Annotated in this window: 14 protein-coding genes; 5 read left to right on the top strand and 9 right to left on the bottom strand. The window is 58.4% G+C overall.

The window, feature by feature from the left end:
* Positions 1-9: 9 nt before the first annotated feature.
* Together apbC and DFR26_RS07550 are read right to left on the bottom strand one after the other, a co-directional pair.
* The gene (gene apbC / locus DFR26_RS07555) at positions 10-1,107 is read right to left on the bottom strand and encodes an iron-sulfur cluster carrier protein ApbC (protein ID WP_116208356.1); all 1,098 of its coding nucleotides are present in this window, start codon (positions 1,105-1,107) and stop codon (positions 10-12) included.
* A gap of 38 nt (positions 1,108-1,145) precedes the next feature.
* The gene (locus tag DFR26_RS07550) at positions 1,146-2,543 is read right to left on the bottom strand and encodes a flavin monoamine oxidase family protein (protein WP_116208355.1); all 1,398 of its coding nucleotides are present in this window, start codon (positions 2,541-2,543) and stop codon (positions 1,146-1,148) included.
* Between the two features lie 75 nt (positions 2,544-2,618).
* On the opposite strand from DFR26_RS07550, the gene metG reads away from it, so the two are divergent.
* Positions 2,619-4,712 carry a methionine--tRNA ligase gene (gene metG / locus DFR26_RS07545; RefSeq protein ID WP_116208354.1) on the top strand — a complete coding sequence of 698 codons (2,094 nt, stop codon included), beginning with the start codon at positions 2,619-2,621 and terminating at the stop codon, positions 4,710-4,712.
* 49 nt (positions 4,713-4,761) lie between these two features.
* On the opposite strand, the gene DFR26_RS07540 is transcribed toward metG, so the two are convergent.
* Entirely contained in the window at positions 4,762-5,937 is a 1,176-nt protein-coding gene (locus DFR26_RS07540) for a hydroxymethylglutaryl-CoA reductase (RefSeq protein ID WP_116208353.1), read from the bottom strand.
* Between the two features lie 19 nt (positions 5,938-5,956).
* On the bottom strand, positions 5,957-6,508 hold the full coding sequence (locus DFR26_RS07535; RefSeq protein ID WP_116208352.1) for a hypothetical protein: 552 nt from the start codon (positions 6,506-6,508) through the stop codon (positions 5,957-5,959).
* Between the two features lie 97 nt (positions 6,509-6,605).
* Between DFR26_RS07535 and DFR26_RS07530 the strand changes: the two genes are divergently transcribed.
* A complete protein-coding gene (locus DFR26_RS07530; RefSeq protein ID WP_116208351.1) occupies positions 6,606-7,475 on the top strand; it encodes a metal-dependent hydrolase in 870 nt (289 codons plus the stop codon).
* Between the two features lie 73 nt (positions 7,476-7,548).
* Here DFR26_RS07530 and DFR26_RS07525 read toward each other — a convergent pair whose 3' ends face one another.
* Together DFR26_RS07525 and DFR26_RS07520 are read right to left on the bottom strand one after the other, a co-directional pair.
* Entirely contained in the window at positions 7,549-8,451 is a 903-nt protein-coding gene (locus DFR26_RS07525) for an alpha/beta fold hydrolase (RefSeq protein WP_116208350.1), read from the bottom strand.
* Complete coding sequence (locus DFR26_RS07520; protein ID WP_220375737.1) at positions 8,451-9,896, bottom strand: amidase; 1,446 nt, start codon at positions 9,894-9,896, stop codon at positions 8,451-8,453. Before DFR26_RS07520 ends, DFR26_RS07525 begins: the two co-directional genes overlap by 1 nt.
* An 88-nt stretch (positions 9,897-9,984) precedes the next feature.
* Here DFR26_RS07520 and rsxB point away from each other — a divergent pair, with 88 nt between their 5' ends.
* The 3 genes from rsxB to DFR26_RS07505 are packed head-to-tail and all read left to right on the top strand — an operon-like array spanning position 9,985 to position 14,085.
* Positions 9,985-10,794: an electron transport complex subunit RsxB gene (gene rsxB, locus DFR26_RS07515; protein ID WP_116208349.1), complete on the top strand. Its 810-nt coding sequence runs from the start codon at positions 9,985-9,987 to the stop codon at positions 10,792-10,794.
* Positions 10,791-11,426, top strand: coding sequence for an endonuclease III (gene nth, locus DFR26_RS07510; RefSeq protein ID WP_116208348.1), 636 nt, complete (start codon positions 10,791-10,793; stop codon positions 11,424-11,426). The genes rsxB and nth overlap by 4 nt, the downstream gene beginning before the upstream one ends.
* Positions 11,419-14,085, top strand: a complete 2,667-nt coding sequence (locus DFR26_RS07505) for a DUF748 domain-containing protein (RefSeq protein ID WP_116208347.1) — start codon at positions 11,419-11,421, stop codon at positions 14,083-14,085. Before nth ends, DFR26_RS07505 begins: the two co-directional genes overlap by 8 nt.
* An 11-nt stretch (positions 14,086-14,096) precedes the next feature.
* Here DFR26_RS07505 and DFR26_RS07500 read toward each other — a convergent pair whose 3' ends face one another.
* From DFR26_RS07500 to DFR26_RS07490, 3 genes are all read right to left on the bottom strand, one after another.
* Positions 14,097-15,770 (bottom strand): AMP-binding protein, encoded by a 1,674-nt coding sequence (locus DFR26_RS07500; protein WP_116208346.1) that lies wholly within the window; start codon positions 15,768-15,770, stop codon positions 14,097-14,099.
* A gap of 29 nt (positions 15,771-15,799) precedes the next feature.
* Positions 15,800-17,044, bottom strand: a complete 1,245-nt coding sequence (locus tag DFR26_RS07495; protein WP_116208345.1) for an alpha/beta fold hydrolase — start codon at positions 17,042-17,044, stop codon at positions 15,800-15,802.
* A gap of 93 nt (positions 17,045-17,137) precedes the next feature.
* A complete protein-coding gene (locus DFR26_RS07490) occupies positions 17,138-18,364 on the bottom strand; it encodes an argininosuccinate synthase (RefSeq protein WP_116208344.1) in 1,227 nt (408 codons plus the stop codon).
* Positions 18,365-18,408 lie beyond the last annotated feature (44 nt).

Below are 18,408 nucleotides of genomic sequence, written 5' to 3'. Positions count from 1 at the left end.
CTTAACTCACTAGGTCGATGATGGATTTAAAGGAATGCGGGTCTCGGCCACGCGCGGGCCAAGTGCCAAACGCGCGGCGACACGGCGCGCCAACTCGGTGTATTGCTGCGCCAAGGCGCCTTCCGGGTCGGCGATCACCGTCGGGCAACCGGCGTCGGTCTGTTCACGAATACGTTTATCGAGCGGCAATTGCGCCAGCAACGGCGTGTCGTATTGCTCGGCCATTTGCACGCCGCCACCGGCGCCGAAGATAGCCTCGGTGTGACCACAGTTGGAGCAAATATGCTGCGACATATTCTCAACAATACCGAGCACGGTAATGTCGACTTTGCGGAACATCTCAATGCCTTTTTTCGCATCCAATGTGGCGATGTCTTGCGGTGTCGTGACCACCACGGCGCCAGCAACTGGCACGCGCTGCGCCAATGTCAGTTGAATATCGCCGGTACCCGGAGGCATATCGACAATCAAATAATCCAGACTAGACCAGCGCGTCTGGCTGACCAGCTGAATGAGCGCGCCGGTGGCTTTCGGGCCGCGCCACACCACTGGGCTGTCGCCTTGCAATAAAAAGCCAATCGACATGGCATCGACGCCGTGCGCGTGATGCGGCACAAACCACGCATCATCGACGGTATCGGGGTATTTACCGATGCCAATGCCGAGCATGGTCGGCAGGCTGGGGCCATAAATATCGGCATCGAGCAGACCGACCTTGGCACCTTCACGGGCGAGCGCCAGTGCTAAATTTACCGCCGTGGTGGACTTGCCCACACCGCCTTTACCAGAGGCCACAGCAATGACATTGCGCGCTAATGTCAGCGGCGCGACCTCGCCTTGCGGCTTAATGCGGGGAACCTCATGCGACCAACGGATATGCACATCGCGCGCACCGGCAACGTGCAACGCGGCTTCCAGTGGCGCACCAAACGCAGCGGCTGGATCACGGTGCGGATAGGGCAAAACGATGTGAGCAAAGACGCGGCCATCGTCGGTGACTTGGGTGTCCGCTGCACGCGCGAGCAGCGCATAATTTGCCGCCTCGCCCAAATACGGGTCACTGTGCGCGGCTAAAACAGCATCAACATCGGCGCGAGAAATAGGCATAAACACGGCAACTCGAAGCGAAAAATAAGGCGCCTATGCTAGCGCAGCAGGCTCGTGCTTGCACGGCCAATCACCTGCGCTGCCGCGCGCTCACCGGAGCGTACCGCGCCCTCCATATAGCCGGTCCAATAGCCCGGCAGCTCAGTGCCGGCCCAGTGAATGCCATGATGCGATGTCGACAGCGCAGCGCGGCAGCGCATCAGCGCGCCTGGGGCCAAATAGCCCGTGGGCGCGCCGCCGGTCCAGGGCTCATTGACCCAATTTTGCATGACGCATTCACGCGGATGTAGCGCCTGCTCGCCAAACGCGCGCGCCATGGCCGCTACCACCTGCGCGCGCTGCTCGGCCTCGCTCAGTGCGGCAAATCGGTCGAGGTGCTCGCCACCAATAAACGCCAGCAGGCCCGCCCCCGTGGGCGTGCTGACATCAAACACTAAGTTGATCGGGCCATCCGCCAAGATGGCATTGCCCGACAAGCCCGCCTGCTGCCAAAACGCCGCGTCGTAGCGCATCACCACTTTCATTAAGCGGCCCATCTGATAGGCCTCGCAGACGCGCTGCTGCTCCAGCGGCAAGGGCGGCTCAATGCGTATGTTCAGACGCTGCGGCGGCGGTATAGCGACCACCACATCGGCCGCACGCCACACGCCTTGGGCGGTGATGACCTCGGTGTAGCGATCCTGCACGCTGATTTTCCCCACCGCACTGGCATAGGCAATACAGTCGCTCAGATCGCCAGCCAGTGCCAGCGCGACCGACTGACTGCCCTCGGCAAAGCGGCAATCTTGCGCGCCATCGATGCTCGCGGTGAGACGCTCGAAGGTGCCCGGCGTATCTTCATCGCCGGCACAGGCGATGTAATGCAGCGCAAATAAAAATGAAATATCGCTGGCATTAGCACCCCATAGCGCTTCAAACGAGGCCTCGGCCAAGGCACGAATACGCGGCGATAAAGCCTGTGCATCGAGCCAATCGCCCAAGCTTAGTGCGTCCCATTGCGCGGCTTTTTCAGCCTGCCACGGTGCACCCACGGGCACACTCGCGGCATAGCGGTTGAGCTGCCAACTGAGCTTTAGCAGCGCCGGCAGAATACGCCAATCATGCGGCGCGCCACTGCTGCTGACGAGCCCAAAAATTTTATCGCCATGGGTTTTGCGCGCCTTACCCACGCAATAGACCTGCTTTAAGGAGCGGCTCGTGGGCAATAACTCAAGGCCAAGATCGGCCGCCAAGGCCAGCATGCGTCGCTGTGTTGGGCCTACCCACGCACCGCCGCGGTCGATCGGCATGCCCTCATGCCATTCACTCCATGTGCGCCCACCAACGCGCTCACGCGCCTCTAATACCTGCACGCTCAAGCCCGCCGCCTGCAGATCGCGCGCGGCAATTAAGCCGGCCAAACCAGCGCCCACAACCACCACATCGACTTGATTCATGTACGTAAGACTCCAACGGACGCGCTGACAAAATGCTATGATGCGCGACTTATTTTTTTCGTGAATTAGTGTGCCATGACTCGTCGCTTACTGGTAACCAGTGCCCTGCCCTACGCCAACGGCCCCATCCATCTCGGCCACTTGGTGGAATACATTCAGACCGATATTTGGGTGCGTTTTCAACGCGCGCGCGGTCACGACTGCCGCTATGTCTGCGCCGATGATGCCCATGGCACCGCCATCATGCTGAAAGCCGAGGCCAATGGCATCTCCTCCGAGGCGCAAATCGCCAATGTGAAGGCCGATCATGAGCGCGACTTTGCCGGCTTTAATATCCAATTCGACAACTATCATTCCACGCATTCGCCGGAAAATGCTGAGCTATCTAGCCTCATTTACACGCGCCTGCGCGATGGCGTTGCCGGTAGCACATCGGCTCTGCAGCAAGGCCAACACATCGCCACGCGCTCAATCACACAGCTCTTTGATCCGGAAAAAAAGCTATTTTTGGCCGACCGCTTCATTAAAGGCGAGTGCCCGAAATGCGCGGCGGTTGACCAATATGGCGACGCTTGCGAGGTCTGTAGCGCAACCTACTCGCCGACCGAACTGAAAAACCCACGCTCGACTATTTCCGGCGCCACGCCCATCGAAAAAGACTCGCTACATTACTTTTTTCAGCTGCCGCATTTTGAAGCCATGTTGCGCGAGTGGACACGCAGCGGCAGCTTGCAAACCGAGGTCGCCAACAAGCTCGCCGAATGGTTTGAGTCGGGCTTAGCGGACTGGGATATTTCCCGCGACGCGCCCTATTTCGGCTTCGAGATTCCCGATGCGCCGGGCAAGTATTTCTACGTCTGGCTCGATGCGCCTATCGGCTATATGGCCAGTTTCAAAAACCTTTGCGCACGCACGCCCGAGCTCGACTTCGATGACTATTGGCGCGAAGGCAGCGATACCGAGCTCTACCATTTCATTGGCAAAGACATCGTCTATTTCCACGCGCTGTTTTGGCCCGCGATGCTCGACGGTGCCGGTTTCCGCAAGCCTAGCGGCGTTTTCGCGCACGGCTTTTTAACCGTCAATGGCCAGAAAATGTCGAAGTCGCGCGGCACATTTATTCAAGCGCAAACGTATTTGCAGCACTTAAATCCCGAGTATTTGCGCTACTACTTTGCTGCCAAGCTCTCTGGTCGCGTTGAAGATATCGATTTAAATCTCGAAGATTTCACGCAGCGTGTGAATTCCGACCTGGTGGGCAAAGTCGTCAACATCGCTAGCCGTTGCGCCGGATTTATTGCGAAACGCTTCAATAATCAGCTCAGCGCCGACTGCGCCGAGCCTGAATTGCTGGCTGAGGCCATTGCCGCCGGCGATAGCATTGCCGCGCACTTTGAGGCGCGCGAGTTTGGCCGTGCCGTGCGCGAGATCATGGCGCTGGCCGATCGCGCCAACCAATACATCGATGAAAAAAAGCCTTGGGCTTTGGCGAAAATTGACGGCAAAGACGCCGAAGTGCACGCGGTGTGCTCGGTGGGCCTGAATCTATTTCGTCAGTTAATGACGTATTTAGCACCGATTTTGCCGGCCATGGCCGAACAAAGCGCGGCCTTTTTGAATGTCGCCGATCTTGGCTGGGAACGCCGTCGTGAGCTGCTGCTCGGCCATGAAATTGCCGCATTTAGCCCGCTGATGACGCGTGTCGATGCCACGCACGTGGCCGCCATGGTTGAGGCATCGCAAGACTCCTTAAGCGCGGCCGGTGCTGCCGCGGTAGCGGGTCAAGCCGCCACAAAGGCGACTCAGCCCAAGGCTGCCGACAGTAAAGCCAGCCCGACAGAAACCATCAGCATTGATGACTTTGCCAAAATCGACCTGCGCGTGGCGAAAATTCTCAGCGCCGACCACGTCGACGGTGCCGATAAACTGCTGCGCCTTCAGGTCGATGCCGGTGGCGAGACGCGCCAAGTATTTGCCGGCATTAAAGCCGCGTATCCAGACCCCAGCGTGCTGGTTGGGCGGCACGCGGTGCTGGTCGCTAATCTTGCCCCACGCAAGATGAAGTTCGGCCTAAGCGAGGGCATGTTGCTTGCCGCCGGCCCCGGTGGTGCCGACATCTATTTGCTCTCGCCTGATGACGGCGCGCAAGCCGGCATGCAGGTGAAATAAAAAAAGGGGCTCAAGCCCCTTTTTTATGTCTGAGTCACACAGCAATGCACTAGGGCCGATTACGCCCCAACGCATCGTGGCTTGACACCCACTGATCCGAGACGATCGCCGAGGCCAACGACAACTCGCCGCAGAGCACGGTGGCGGCGATGATCTCAGCCAATTTATTGACCTTGCCGGCGCCATAGCAGCCCATCACCTCTAGGCACTCGCGCTGCGTGGGCAAGCCGGTGCCGCCGCCGTAGCTGGCGACAATCAGCGCCGGAATGGTCACCGAAAAATAATAATCGCCATTGGCCAATAACTCGCCATGCACAAAGCCCGCCGATGACTCCGCAACATTGGCAACATCTTGTCCGCAGGCCATAAATACCGCGGTAATGCCATTGGCAAAATGCGCGCCGTTATTGACCGAGCCGGCCATCATCGCGCCCATATTCGACAGTTGGCGCTGCTTAAACAGCGCCTCGCCACTGGTGTGCATGACCTCCTGCAAGAGCTTGGCCGGCAACGTGATTTCCGCCACCACGCGCTTGCCACGCGTGTGCAAGCTATTGACCGTGGAATGCTTTTTGTCGGTATCGAAGTTTGCCGCCAAGGAAAAATGCGCCAAGCCTGGCGGCTGTTGCGCCAAAATCCACTGACACGCCGCGTGCGTGGCCTTGCTCACCATATTCTGGCCAGCGGCATCACCAGTGGTGAAATTAAAGCGCAGCCAGCGTAACTTGCCCTGGGCAAATTGCTGAATATCGCGGAGCTGACCCGAGCGCGTGGTGGCCTCGGCAGCGGCTTTGATGTCGGCAAAATGCGCACTCACCCAGTGGCCAAAATCTCGCGCCCGTCGGGCATCATCGAAGACGAAAATCGGCGCGCGCTGCATGGCGTCATCGATGACCGTGGTGCGTACGCCGCCCGCCTCGCGCGTTAAGCGCATGCCACGGCTGTAACTGGCCAGCAGTGTTCCTTCGGTGGTGGCCATGGGCACATAAAACTCGCCCTGCGCGTGCTCGCCATCGACCAAGATGGGCCCGGCAAAGCCCATCGGCACTTGCACGACACCGGAGAAGCCTTCGATATTGCCCGGCAGCAGCGCGGGGTCGATGGAAAACTGGCCAGTGTGCGTGAGCGCGGCATTGGTGGCTGCCGTGACGGTGTCGCGACGGGCCTGCGCCATGGCATGGCTGTAGTCGCTGGTTTTATCACGCGGTAATTTCGGTAAAGACATAGCAAGACTCACAAAGAAGTTAGCGCCAACGCAACATGGGCATGGGACGCAATGGGTGGCGCAGCGCGTGCGCACTGCCTTTACGTAATAAAAACTGATGAAAGCCGGCATTGGCAAAACGCTTGCTGATCTGCCGCCAGCGCGCTTTCGCGATGCCACCGCGCATTAGCCCCAAGCTGACATCGCACCAATCGGCTTGACGTACGGCTTCGGTGAGCGGCTCGTCGAGCACGGCGGTGAACTGATGATGCCGGGCGATGATCGACAGCACCTGCTGCTGACGTGCCAACGGCCACTCCAAGGCAGCCATGGCCTGTTGCGCGCGCTCGCCAGAGGGCTGCAGATAATCAAAATCAGCATCTGACCAAATACCTAAGTCGTGAAAGCCTAGGGCAAAACCAATGGTTTGCAGATGCTCATCGGTCGCTAGATCGTGTGCCTCGAGCAGCGCATAAGCGCCATTGAGCACGCGATAACAGTGGTTGCTATAGGCCTGAAACTCCGTGCCGATGACCTCTCGCCAGTCATTGAGCACGGCCTCGAGGGCCTCACATCGAGTAATTAACTGCATTATTTATAACTCTTCTTATTGTTACAGTTGACAATGGCACATAGGCTGATAGATTGATTACCTGTGACCAAACTCACGATACCAGAGGATTACCCCCATGACGCACATCAATACCCCCGACGTCATTCACATCACCCCCACGCGCATGGATTTTCAATTCGACAACGTGCCGCGCCACTGGGTTTTTAACGATGCCTTTAGCACACAGTTTTTAAGCACGCTGTCGACACTGTTTCCGGTTGGCGAGCGCTTTTTCGTGGATTCCGTACGCCAGCTCCGTGAACACGCACCCGACCAAGCCGCGCATAAGGCCATCTCTGGCTTTATTGGCCAAGAGGCTATGCATTCGTTGGAGCATGTCTCGCTCAATAATATGCTGGAGGCCAAAGGCTTGCCGGCGCTGCGTGCTGAGAAATTCACACTCGGCCTGCTGAATTTTGGTCGGCGCATTTTCACTAAGCGTCAGCAATTAGCCATTACCGTGGCACTTGAGCATTTCACCGCCATCATTGCCAATCGCCTGCTTAGCGATACCTCGGTGATGGACGGCTTCGCGCCGGAGATGCAGCCGGTGTGGATGTGGCATGCCATTGAGGAGACCGAACACAAAGCCGTGGCCTTCGACTTGTACAAAAATGTCCCCGGCAATAGCTATGCCGAACGCGTAGTCTTTCAGGTCGTGGCGTCGGTGATTTTAGCCGCGGTGGTGGCTGCTTTTCAGCTGCAGTTTATGAAGCGCGATAAAACATTGTTTAGCCTGAAAACCTGGGCCTTTGGTGTCAATAAACTCTTTGGCTTTAATGGCGTGATTTCGGGCTTGATTCCCGAGTATCTGGACTTTTTCAAACGCGATTTTCACCCGTGGGAACATGAAAACTCAGCGTTAGTAGCTTACTGGCGCGAGAAGCTCGACGCCATTGCCACGCCAGTACCGCTCAATGGCCGTGCGAAAGCGAAAGCCGCTTAACGGTCACAAAAGCCATCGCGGCACGCTCAAAAAAATAGCGCCACACAGGCGCTATTTTTTATCCCACACAACCTTAGTTACGCATCATATTGGTCACCAAGGCCTGCGTGATCACCGGCCAAACGCCCGGCGGCAGGTCATGGCCCATGCCTTTAATCAGCAACCAATGCGAACGCGGAATGGCGCGTGCCACCGCCCGCCCACAGGCTGGCCGCACCAGCGGATCGGCATCGCCGTGAATGACCACCGTCGGTTTCGTGATGCGCTTGGCAAATGGCCGCAAGCTGCCAGTGCCCAAAATCGCGTTGTATTGGCGCAACACACCGGCCGGATGGAAACTGCGCTCATGCATCTCGCGCGCCATTGCCACTAACTCGGCATCGCTAAAAGAATAATTCGGGCTGTGAATCGCGCGCATAAATTTCGCCGAATGCGCGATGTATTGCTCCGAGGTCGCGCCCTTGCCAGGCCCACTGGTGAGCAACTTGAGCGCATGCTGCTTAGGCGGCGGTAGCAACATTTGGTTGGTGCTGGAGAAAATGATGCCCACCGAACGCACGCGATCCGGATAGGTCGCGGCAAAAATCTGCGAGATCATGCCGCCCATGGAGGCGCCAACAACATGCGCACGGTGAATTTGTAAGAAATCGAGCAAGCCCACGACGTCATCGGCCATGTCTTTTAATGTATAAGGCACCGGGCTCGACAACCCCAGCTGCGCGCGGATCATGCGCTTCCAAACCGGGCCTTTAACTTTCAGATGGCTCATTTTGGTCGACAAACCGATGTCGCGGTTATCGAAGCGAATGACGCGATACCCCTGCGCCACCAAGCCTTCGCAAAAGCCCAGCGGCCAAAGCGATAGCTGCGCGCTCAGGCCCATCACCAAAATCACCGGCGGATGCAGCACATCGCCCATGTCTTCATACGCGAGCTCTAGGCCATTGGCCTCGGCCATGCCACGACGAATATCCATCAATTTTTTACCTTCACAATGGGGTAGACCCAGCCACCCAGGGATTTTTCTAAAGCCCGCGCACACGCCAAGCCGAGATGGTCATTGCCTTCTTTCGCAATCAGCTGCACACCAGTGGGCAGGCCGGCGCTATTGAGGCCAGTGGGCACCGAGGTGCCGGGCAGCGACAGCGCATTAAACACTGCACAGTTGACGAAGTTAAACGGCGGCAGCAAGGCGTGATAATGCTTGGGCGCCACGGTTGGGTATGGCGGCGTGACCAGCACACCATCATCGCCGAGCGCATCTTCGAGCTGGCGTTTGAGCAGCAAGGCCTGCGCGCGCAGCTTCGCGGTGCGTTTCGGTGTCCATTCCGGCAAGCGCTCAAACAGAGCCAACGCGATCAATGGAAAGGTGTGGTCGGAGCGGCCAAGGGCAAAACGCCCCATCTCGGCAATCGCCGCACGCGGTGCACGGGTACCAAATAAATGGTCGGCGAAGGTCAGATCACTGCCGGCGGTGGCGAGCATGGCCGTCCATAAGTCGCGGGCTTTCGCCATCAGCGGCAAATGAATCGCCTCGACGCGCGCACCCTGAGCCATCAGCGCTTGCACGGCACGATCACGAGCGCCGAGCTGGTCGGCATCGGGCGAGATGGCCAGCTCACGGGCAAACTGCAGCACGCGCAATTGGCTCACATCAACTTCGGCCACAGGCTGCAATTGGCTGGCGCGATCGCCGGCTAACACGCGCAGCAGTGGCTCTAAATCCTCCGCGCGCCGACACAGCGGCCCGCTCGATAAATGCCGATCGATGCCGCCCGATGGCCCGGGAAATTGGCCATGATTATCGATCAGGCCGGGCGAACATTTATGGCCAAAGACGCCGTTAAAAAACGCCGGCATGCGAATCGAGCCGCCGACATCGCCGCCTAAACCAAATGGGGCGGCACCACTGCCGACACTCGCGCCCTCACCGCCCGATGAACCACCAACGGTGTGCTCGGGGTTGTAGGGGTTGTTGGTGCGGCCATAGACCTTATTGAAGCTCTCCATCCACATGCACAACTCGGAGGTGTTGGTGACCCCGAGCGGGATGGCACCGGCGGCGCGTAAATTCGCCACCGTTGGCGCATCTTCAGCGACTTTGCGGCCAATTCGACTGACCAGGCCGGCGGTATTGGGCATGCCGGCGAAATGAAAGTTTTCTTTGATGGTGCATGGCACACCGTGCAGCAGCGGCAGACTCGCGAGCTTGCCGGCTTTTTTCGCACGCGCCACGGCCTCATCGGCTTTAGCCGCTTCTAAACGGGCATCGGCCACACGCTCACAGACCACGGCATTGAGCGTTGGATTGACTTGTCGCAAACGCGCAATATGCGCCTCAACCACAGCCACCGAGGTGGTTTTACCGCTGCGAATTTGCGCGGCCAGCTCGGTTGCCGAGAGTAATAACAGATCAGACATGACGAATTGCCAGATATTAAAAGGTGCTGCGACTTTGCCCCAGTCGCCTGTGCGATGCAATAATCACGCACGATTTTGAGTAGTGCTTATGACTGACGCGCAATTAATTCCCCTTATCGATGCGCAACTGCCGCAAACCCAGTGTGGCCAATGCGGGCATCCCGGCTGTGCGCCCTACGCCGAGGCGATTGCGGCCGGCGAGGCGATCAACCATTGCGTGCCGGGCGGACAAGCCACCATCGATGCGCTCGCGCGCCTGCTCGATAAGCCGAGCCTGCCACTCGATCCGGCCTATGGCGTCACGCCAGAGCATCGTCTAGTAGCCTTTATTCGCGAAGATGAATGCATCGGCTGCACCAAATGCATTCAGGCCTGCCCGGTCGATGCCATTGTTGGCGCGGCGAAACGCATGCACACGGTCATAGTCGATGAGTGCACGGGCTGCGATTTGTGCGTGGCGCCCTGCCCAGTCGATTGCATCGATATGGTCGCGGGGCCGGATATTCCGATGACCTGGCACCGCCCCGATGCAGCGCCATTAAGCGCAAATGAGGCCGCCGCCAAAGCCCGCGCCGATAAAGCCCGCGCGCGCTTCGAGGCGCATCAAGCCCGCGAAGCCAAACGCGTAGCCGCGAAAGCCGCGAGCCGCCCGAACGCCGTAATCGCGGCGCCAAAAAGCGCCGGAGCACCTGACACAAGCGCACTAATGATTGCCGCCGCCCTCGCCCGCAGCCAACTGAAAAAAGCTCAGAAACAACTCGCCGCGCAAGCCGACAACGCCACGCTAAAAGCACGGCTGCCGGCGCTTGAAAAAGCCGTGATCGACGCTGAAGCTGCATTGGCAAAAGCCCAAGCGCCGGCCAGCAAACGCGTGCGTACCACCGGAGATATTTCGTGAATGCCGCCAAGCGCGAGCAAATATTTGCGCGCCTGCAAGCTGAGAACCCCGAGCCGCGCACCGAGCTGCACTATCGCAACCCATTTGAGCTGCTGATTGCGGTGCTGCTCTCGGCGCAATCCACCGATGTTGGCGTCAATAAAGCCACGGTGAAACTCTTTGCCCAAGGCCCAACGCCAGCGACCATGCTCTCCATGGGAGTCGATGGCGTGAAGGCCTGCATCCGCACCTTAGGTCTGTTTAATAGCAAAGCTGAAAATGTCATCAAGACCTGCCAGATCTTGGTAGAGCAGCACGGCAGCGAAATTCCACGCCAACGTGAGGCACTTGAAGCACTGCCGGGCGTAGGTCGTAAAACCGCCAATGTCGTGCTCAATACCGCCTTTGGCGAGCCCACGATTGCTGTCGATACGCATATTTTCCGGGTGGCTAATCGCACGCGACTAGCGACCGGTAAAGACGTCGTTGCCGTGGAAGATAAGCTCATGAAAGTAGTGCCAAAAGCCTATCGCGTCGATGCCCATCATTGGTTGATTTTGCATGGTCGCTACACCTGCATTGCCCGTAAACCGCGCTGCGGCAGCTGCCTCATTGAAGACCTCTGCGAGTTCAAGGAGAAGCTGATTGACTAAGTCCTCAGCCAACAGCGCCGGCAACAAGACGCGTCAGCGCTGGCTGCTAGCGCTACTCGGCCTCGTGCTAATGGGCTGGCTCAGCATCGTTGCCGCCATCGAGTTTTTTGCACCGCACTGGGTTGAAAACACGCTCGCGGCGCAAATCAGCCAACGCTTAGGCGTGGGTATTGCTATTGAGCGCGTCAGCACAAAAGCCTTTGAGGGCAAAATCGCGATCTATGGGGTTGAGGTCACGGATACATCCGGCGAGCCGCTTCTTGGCTTTGGCGAGCTGCATTTGGACTACTCATGGCTGAGTTTGCTGAGCCCGGTTTGGGTTCTGGAGTCGGCGCAGGTGGTAGCGCCGAGCATCCATCTGCGCCTACCCGCCAATGGCCCATTGACCCTCATGCAGCTGCTGCCTAGCAGTGATGGTCCGGCTGTGGAGACCCCGCGCTGGCAACTCAAGCGCTTAACGATAAGCCAAGGCGAGCTGAGCTATCGTGATCAGCGCGTGCAACCGGAGCGCACGTTTGCCATTAAAAATTGGGGCCTCAGCCTTAAAGACATCGGCACCGAAAGCGCCAACGGCGAGGCTGAGCTGCATGGCAATTTACCGGCCGGTGCCACGCTCGACTGGACGGGGCGCATTGGCTTGCAGCCTTTTACCTCTTCGGGGCATCTGCGCCTTAGCCAGCTGTCATTGCCCGATACCCTGAAATGGTTACCCGAACAGCTGCCGCTCGCGGTTCAAGACGGTCGCCTAACGCTCGATCTACAGTATCAAGCCACGCTGCAACCGACCTTGAGTGTGTCCATAAAAGACAGTGCTTTGATGCTCAGCGAGGTGTCACTGGCACAGCTCGATAACGCGGAAACACGGTCCATCGCCACCGTGCGCTCACTGCGCGCAGACGGCCTAGCGTTTGGCTATCCATCGGGTCAATGGGCCAGCAAATCGCTGAGCCTAGATGGCGCCGAGGTCACTCTTGAGCGCGATAGCCGCGGTGAATTTACACTGCTCAAGGCACTGGCCGGACCACCGCGTGAAACGGTCTCGGCGCCCAGTAAATCGCCTTCAATTGACTGGGCTGGCAGTATTCAAGCCGCCAGCGTCAATGATGTCATGGTGCATTACCGTGACCTCAGCACACGCCCAAACACCACGCTATCGTTGGGACCGCTGCGCCTCAGTGCCACGCCCAAGGCAGCAAAAGCGCAAGACACCGTAGCGATTGAGCTGCACAGCGCGATGAATACCAACGCCACGCTAAGCCTGCTCGGCGAACTCGGCATGCCTTCGGTGCGCGCCAACTTACCCGCGGCAGAGCCTTATTTCTCCGGTCAGATCAATATCGATGCGCTGGCGTTAACGCCATTTGCAGGCCTGCTCGCCGAGGTATTGGCCGTGCGCCTGCCCGCTGGCAGCCTGAGCGCCAATGGCCAGCTGCAATGGCAAACGCCATCGGCGCCAAGCTGGGCTTGGTCGGGAGATGCCGCCATCTCGTCATTGCGCCTGTTGCACGCGCGTGGGCAGCACTTGCTGTCGCTAAAGAGCCTGCAAGTCGAGGGGCTCGCCGCACAAGGCACGCCAGAGCAGGTCGCCATCAAGCGCGTGCTGATTGATAGCCCAAAGCTTCGCGTGCAGCGCCAACGCGACGGCAGCTTAAGCCTCAACTCCCTACTGAAACCACGAGACACGCGCGCCGGGACAACGCCGGATGTGTTCATTGACACGCTGGCTGTGCGCGGCGGCACGGTTGCCTTTGCCGATCAATCCGTGCAGCCGAGCATGGCCACGGCACTGTCAAAACTCAATGGCAGTCTGCGCCGACTTGACCTAAGCGGTCGCCAAGCCACAACGATCTCCTTACGCGGCTATTTGCCCAATGCCGCCGCCGTCGCCATTAAAGGCCAGATCAATGCCAAAAAACCACGCCAGTTTATGGACTTATCGCTACGCACCGAACGTTTGGCGCTGCCACCATTGAGTCCTTATGCCAGCCATTATGCCGGCTATGCGCTCAACGACGGGCTACTCTGGGCCGACCTGAATTATCGCGTCAACGAGGGTGCGCTAAACGCCGAAAATACCGTGCGTATCAGTGATTTTACCTGGGGTGAGGCCAGCGATTCAGAAGCGGCAACCGGCTTACCTGTGCGCCTCGGCACGGCACTACTCAAAGACGTTAATGGCGACATCACGCTCGACGTGCCCCTGCGCGGCAATCTCAGCGACCCAAGCTTTCGCGTCTGGCCGTTGGTGTGGCAAACCGTTGGCAATTTGCTCACGCGTGCAGCGGCAGCGCCATTTAAGCTCTTGGGTGGTTTAGCTAGTGATGACGACGCGCTCAGCCGAATTGAATTTATGGCCAATAGCGCGTCTTTATCGGCGCCAGCGCAGGAGCGCATCACGCGCTTAGCGGCCTCATTGGCCGATAAGCCGGCGCTGCGTTTGAGCCTTGGCGGCCACAGTGACGCCAGTAAAGACATCATGCCGAGCGAAAACCCCGAAGCGGCAACTCAGTACCGCTATGAGCTTGCCAAAGCGCGCGCTATTGCGGTCCGTGAAGCGCTTGAAAGCGCGGGGGTGGCCGCCGAACAGATCATCTTGGAGCAGCCTAAGGCCAGCACCGAGGCGTCATTAGCCGTGACCCTGGCGATTAGCCTGCCCTAAACAGCGCGGGCTTATTGCCACTCAACGAGGACTTCACGACGGCGCGCCACCTGTGTCACAGCGGCGGCGTAGCGCGCCTCGATTTCATTGCGGCGCACCTTTAAGGTGGGTGTCAGCAGCGCATTTTCACTGCTCCAATGCTCGGCAACCACCAGCAGTTTGGCAATCTTTTCATGATCTTCCAATGGCGCATTGACGCGATCCATGTCGGCCAATAAGCCGCGCTCAACGTCTTCGCGCGGCTTAGTTAATGCCGTGTGGCTGACGCTGACGACCATCACCGGCTGCGTTAAATGCATGCCTATCAAGCAGCATTGATCGACGTCGTCGTTGCCGCCCATAAACACTGTCTCAATGGGCCCCGGCGCGACGTATTTGCCTTTGGCTGTTTTGAAAATCTCTTTCACCCGACCGGTAATATACAAATAGCCATCGTCGTCGAAACGGCCTTTGTCGCCGGTTTTCAGCCAGCCATCGTCGGTAAATGCGGCGGCGGTTTGCTTAGGGTCGTTGAAGTAGCCAAGCATCACGCCGGGATGGCGCACTTGAATTTCACCGTCTTTGGCTAGGCGCAAATTGGCATCGGAAAATGGCTTGCCGACACTGCCCAGGCGCTGCGCACCGGGACGGTTCATGCTGCAGTAAAGCGCCTCGCTTTGGCCATAGCACTCGTAGACATCGAGGCCTAAGACATCGCGGAAAAATAGCAGCGTGGCGTGCGGAATGGGCGCGGCGCCGCAAAATAAGGCGCGACTGTCTTGCAACCCTAAGCGCGTGACCATGCGCTTGCGCAGCAGCGGGCCGATCCAGCGGCGCTTAACTAAGGCGCGCAATTGGCGCTCGGGTATGCGCGCGGTAAAGCTCGCCTGCAAACGCGAGAGCACCAAGGGCACGGCGACAAAACGCGTGGGCTTGGCTTCCATGAGTTGCTCGCTCATTTTCTCCACACGCTCGAGGAAATACACCTCGGCGCCCCAATACAAACTCGCCATCTCCACCGCCACGCGCTCTAAAATATGCGCCAGCGGTAGGTAAGAAAATAAGCGTTCGCCCGGCTTCGCAGGAATCACTTCGCGAAACACCGCCGAGGTAAAGGCCAAATTACCGTAGCTGAGCATCACGCCTTTGGCATTGCCGGTGGTGCCGGAGGTGTAGACCAATGTGGCGAGTGTCTCCGCACTGGGCTGGTCATAGCGGCGTAGCGGCAAATGCGCGCGCGCAAAACCGGCCCAGCTATGCTCTGCAGCGGGTGCGCCGTCGTAGGGCATGGCAATCGTAACAATGCCATCTGGCAGGCCTTGCTGCAGCATATCGGTGGCCATTGCCGAGGGCATGGGGCCAATGAAAATGGCCTTGGCATCGCAGTGTTTCAAAATCCATTGCGTGGTTTGCGATGCTTGGCGCGCATAAATGCCCACCGGCACGAGGCCGGCCATTTGGATGGCTAAATCGGCAAGAAACCAATGCGCACAGTTCATGCCAGCAATGGCTACGCGCGAGCCGGCAGGCCAGCCTTTGGCCTTCAATGCCGAGGCCATGCGCCCCACGTCATCGGCGGCCTCGCGCCAGCTCATGGTGCGGCGCGCGCCCGCATCGTATTGCGTCAGCCACGTGGCATCGGGCGTTTGCTCGGCCCAGTGCAGCAGCTGATCAACGGGATAGGAGGTGCGGTTCGCCACGGTCATAGAACTATCCTTGAGTAATCTCGCTCGGCCTAGAGCGTTGGGTCTTCGGCGCGATGGCGCGACTGCATGCGCTTCACCGTGCGTGACGCCGCGCTCGCGTGTTTGTGCTCGACACCGGCAATATCGCTGCGGCTATCGAGCCATTGCGCACACGGCTCCCAGACTTCAAACGCCGCTTTCGAGCCTAAAATCACGCCCATATGGCCGCCTGGTGCAACACGAAACTCGCGCGATTCGCTGCCCACGAGCTCCACCGATTTGCTCGCCACATCGACTGGCACAATATGATCGGTGCTGCCGGCATAAGCTAAATAGTCGGCCGTGATAGTGCTCAAATCAGCCTCGGTATCACCCAATGACATGATGCCATCGGCAAATTGATTGTCGATTAAGGCATGCACAAACATGTCTTGAATGACGCCCACCGGATACACCAACATATGGTCTAAATAATCGGCGGTAGTGCTATGGCTCTCGACAAACTCGCGGTCGGCTAAGCGCTTCGCGAGCTGCCAATAGGTCGTAATGCTGCCAATCGGGTCGGTGAGCTTAAAGCCTAAGGTGGTGACCCAGCCGGGCATTTGCAGGCTCAACGGGTTCATGTCTTGGATGCGTAACGGCGTGTAGCGGCGCACCAACTCAGCTGGCTTTTGCACCAAGCGGCCAATCATCGCCGGCATGCCGCTGCTGCGAAAATCAATCGGGCTGGCCACGGTGATGAGGTTGCGGATCTTGGTGTCGCCGGAGCCGCCGGCATACATCAGCGAGAGCAGACCGCCCATGCACCAGCCCATCAAAGAGATTTCTTCCACACCGGAATGCTGGCGCACCGCGGCAATGGACTCAGAAAACATATCGATGGCGTAGTCTTTTAGGCGCAAGGTGGCGTGGCGGCGCTCAGGCACACCCCAATCAATCATATAAACATGGTAGCCGCGCGCGGCAAAAAAGCGCGCCAAGCTGCGATGCGGCATGAGATCAAAGCTTTCGGTGGTGACACCGAGCGGCGGTACCAGCACCAAAGGCACAGCATGGCGCTTGCGTTGAACCTTGAGCAGCTCGCCATTGGGCAATGGCACGGCATTTTCGTAGGGCGGCGGATAATAACGCAGCGACATTGGATCGCCGGAAAGCAAGGTCTCGTAGGGCGTGAGGCCGGACTGCACGAGACTGCCGCGCAAAAAGGCCCAGTCGAGGGCATTGCCGGCGGCGACTTCGGCGCGCGCACGGAGGCCTCGGATCTGCTGACTCAGTGACGATAAAGGATTTGCCATCGTGGGCTCCTGCCAATGCCAAACCGCCAAGGAAAGCGGGGTCGATCAGTCTACCCCGCTTTCATCACTGACATATCACCAGTTATCGGCGGCTCAGGGTTTTAATAACGCCCGGCCATTGTTGGCGGCAATGCGCAGGCGCAGTGCATTGAGCTTAATGAAGCCCTCGGCATCTTTTTGGTCATACGCGCCGCCATCGTCTTCGAAGGTCGAGATGCGCGTATCAAACAGCGACTGCGCCGATTGGCGACCCACAACAATGACATTGCCCTTGTAGAGTTTCAGACGCACATCACCATTGACGCAGGCTTGCGAATTGTCGATCAGGCCTTGCAATAGTTGACGCTCCGGACTCCACCAGTAGCCGTTGTAAATTAGCGTGGCGTAGCGCGGCATCAGCTCATCTTTCATGTGCGCGACTTCGCGATCGAGCGTAATCGACTCAATGGCGCGATGGCCTTTCAGCAAAATCGTGCCACCCGGTGTCTCGTAGCAACCGCGCGACTTCATGCCGACGTAGCGGTTCTCCACTAAGTCCAAACGGCCAATGCCATTGGCGCCACCGATTTTATTCAAATACGTCAGCACGGTGGCCGGGCTCATGCGCTCGCCATTAATAGCCACCACATCGCCGCCTTCATAGGTCAGGTCGATATACGTTGCCGTATCGGGCGCATTCTCGGGCGATACCGACCAGCGCCACATCGACTCTTCGCACTCGGTCCAGGGGTCTTCGAGCACGCCGCCTTCATAGGAGATGTGCAGCAAGTTGGCATCCATGGAGTACGGCGATTTTTTGCCAGCGGCGGCGAAATCAATCGGGATGTCGCGGGTTTTGGCATAGGCCATCAGCGTTTCGCGCGAGGTCAAATCCCATTCGCGCCACGGAGCAATGACTTTAATGCCGGGCTTCAAGGCATAGGCGCCAAGCTCAAAACGCACCTGGTCGTTGCCCTTGCCGGTGGCACCGTGCGAGATGGCATCGGCACTTTCACGGTTGGCAATTTCCACCAAACGCTTGGCAATCAAGGGCCGTGCAATCGAGGTGCCGAGCAGGTATTCGCCTTCATAGACGGTGTTGGCGCGGAACATCGGGAAGACGAAATCGCGGACAAACTCTTCGCGCAAATCTTCGATATAAATGTCTTTAATGCCCATGGCTTGCGCTTTAGCGCGTGCTGGCTCGACTTCTTCGCCTTGGCCTAAATCGGCGGTAAAGGTGACGATTTCGCAGCCATAGGTGTCTTGCAACCAACGCACAATCACGGATGTATCGAGGCCGCCCGAATAGGCAAGGACGACTTTTTTGATGTCAGACATGAATTCACACTCACAAGATGGCGATCAGGAATGGCGCATAGTGT

This window comes from Paraperlucidibaca baekdonensis (assembly GCF_003387535.1).
GTDB lineage: Bacteria > Pseudomonadota > Gammaproteobacteria > Pseudomonadales > Moraxellaceae > Perlucidibaca > Perlucidibaca baekdonensis.
The sequence above is the reverse complement of the archived record's forward strand: the minus strand, read 5'-3'. Positions and strand labels throughout refer to the sequence as shown.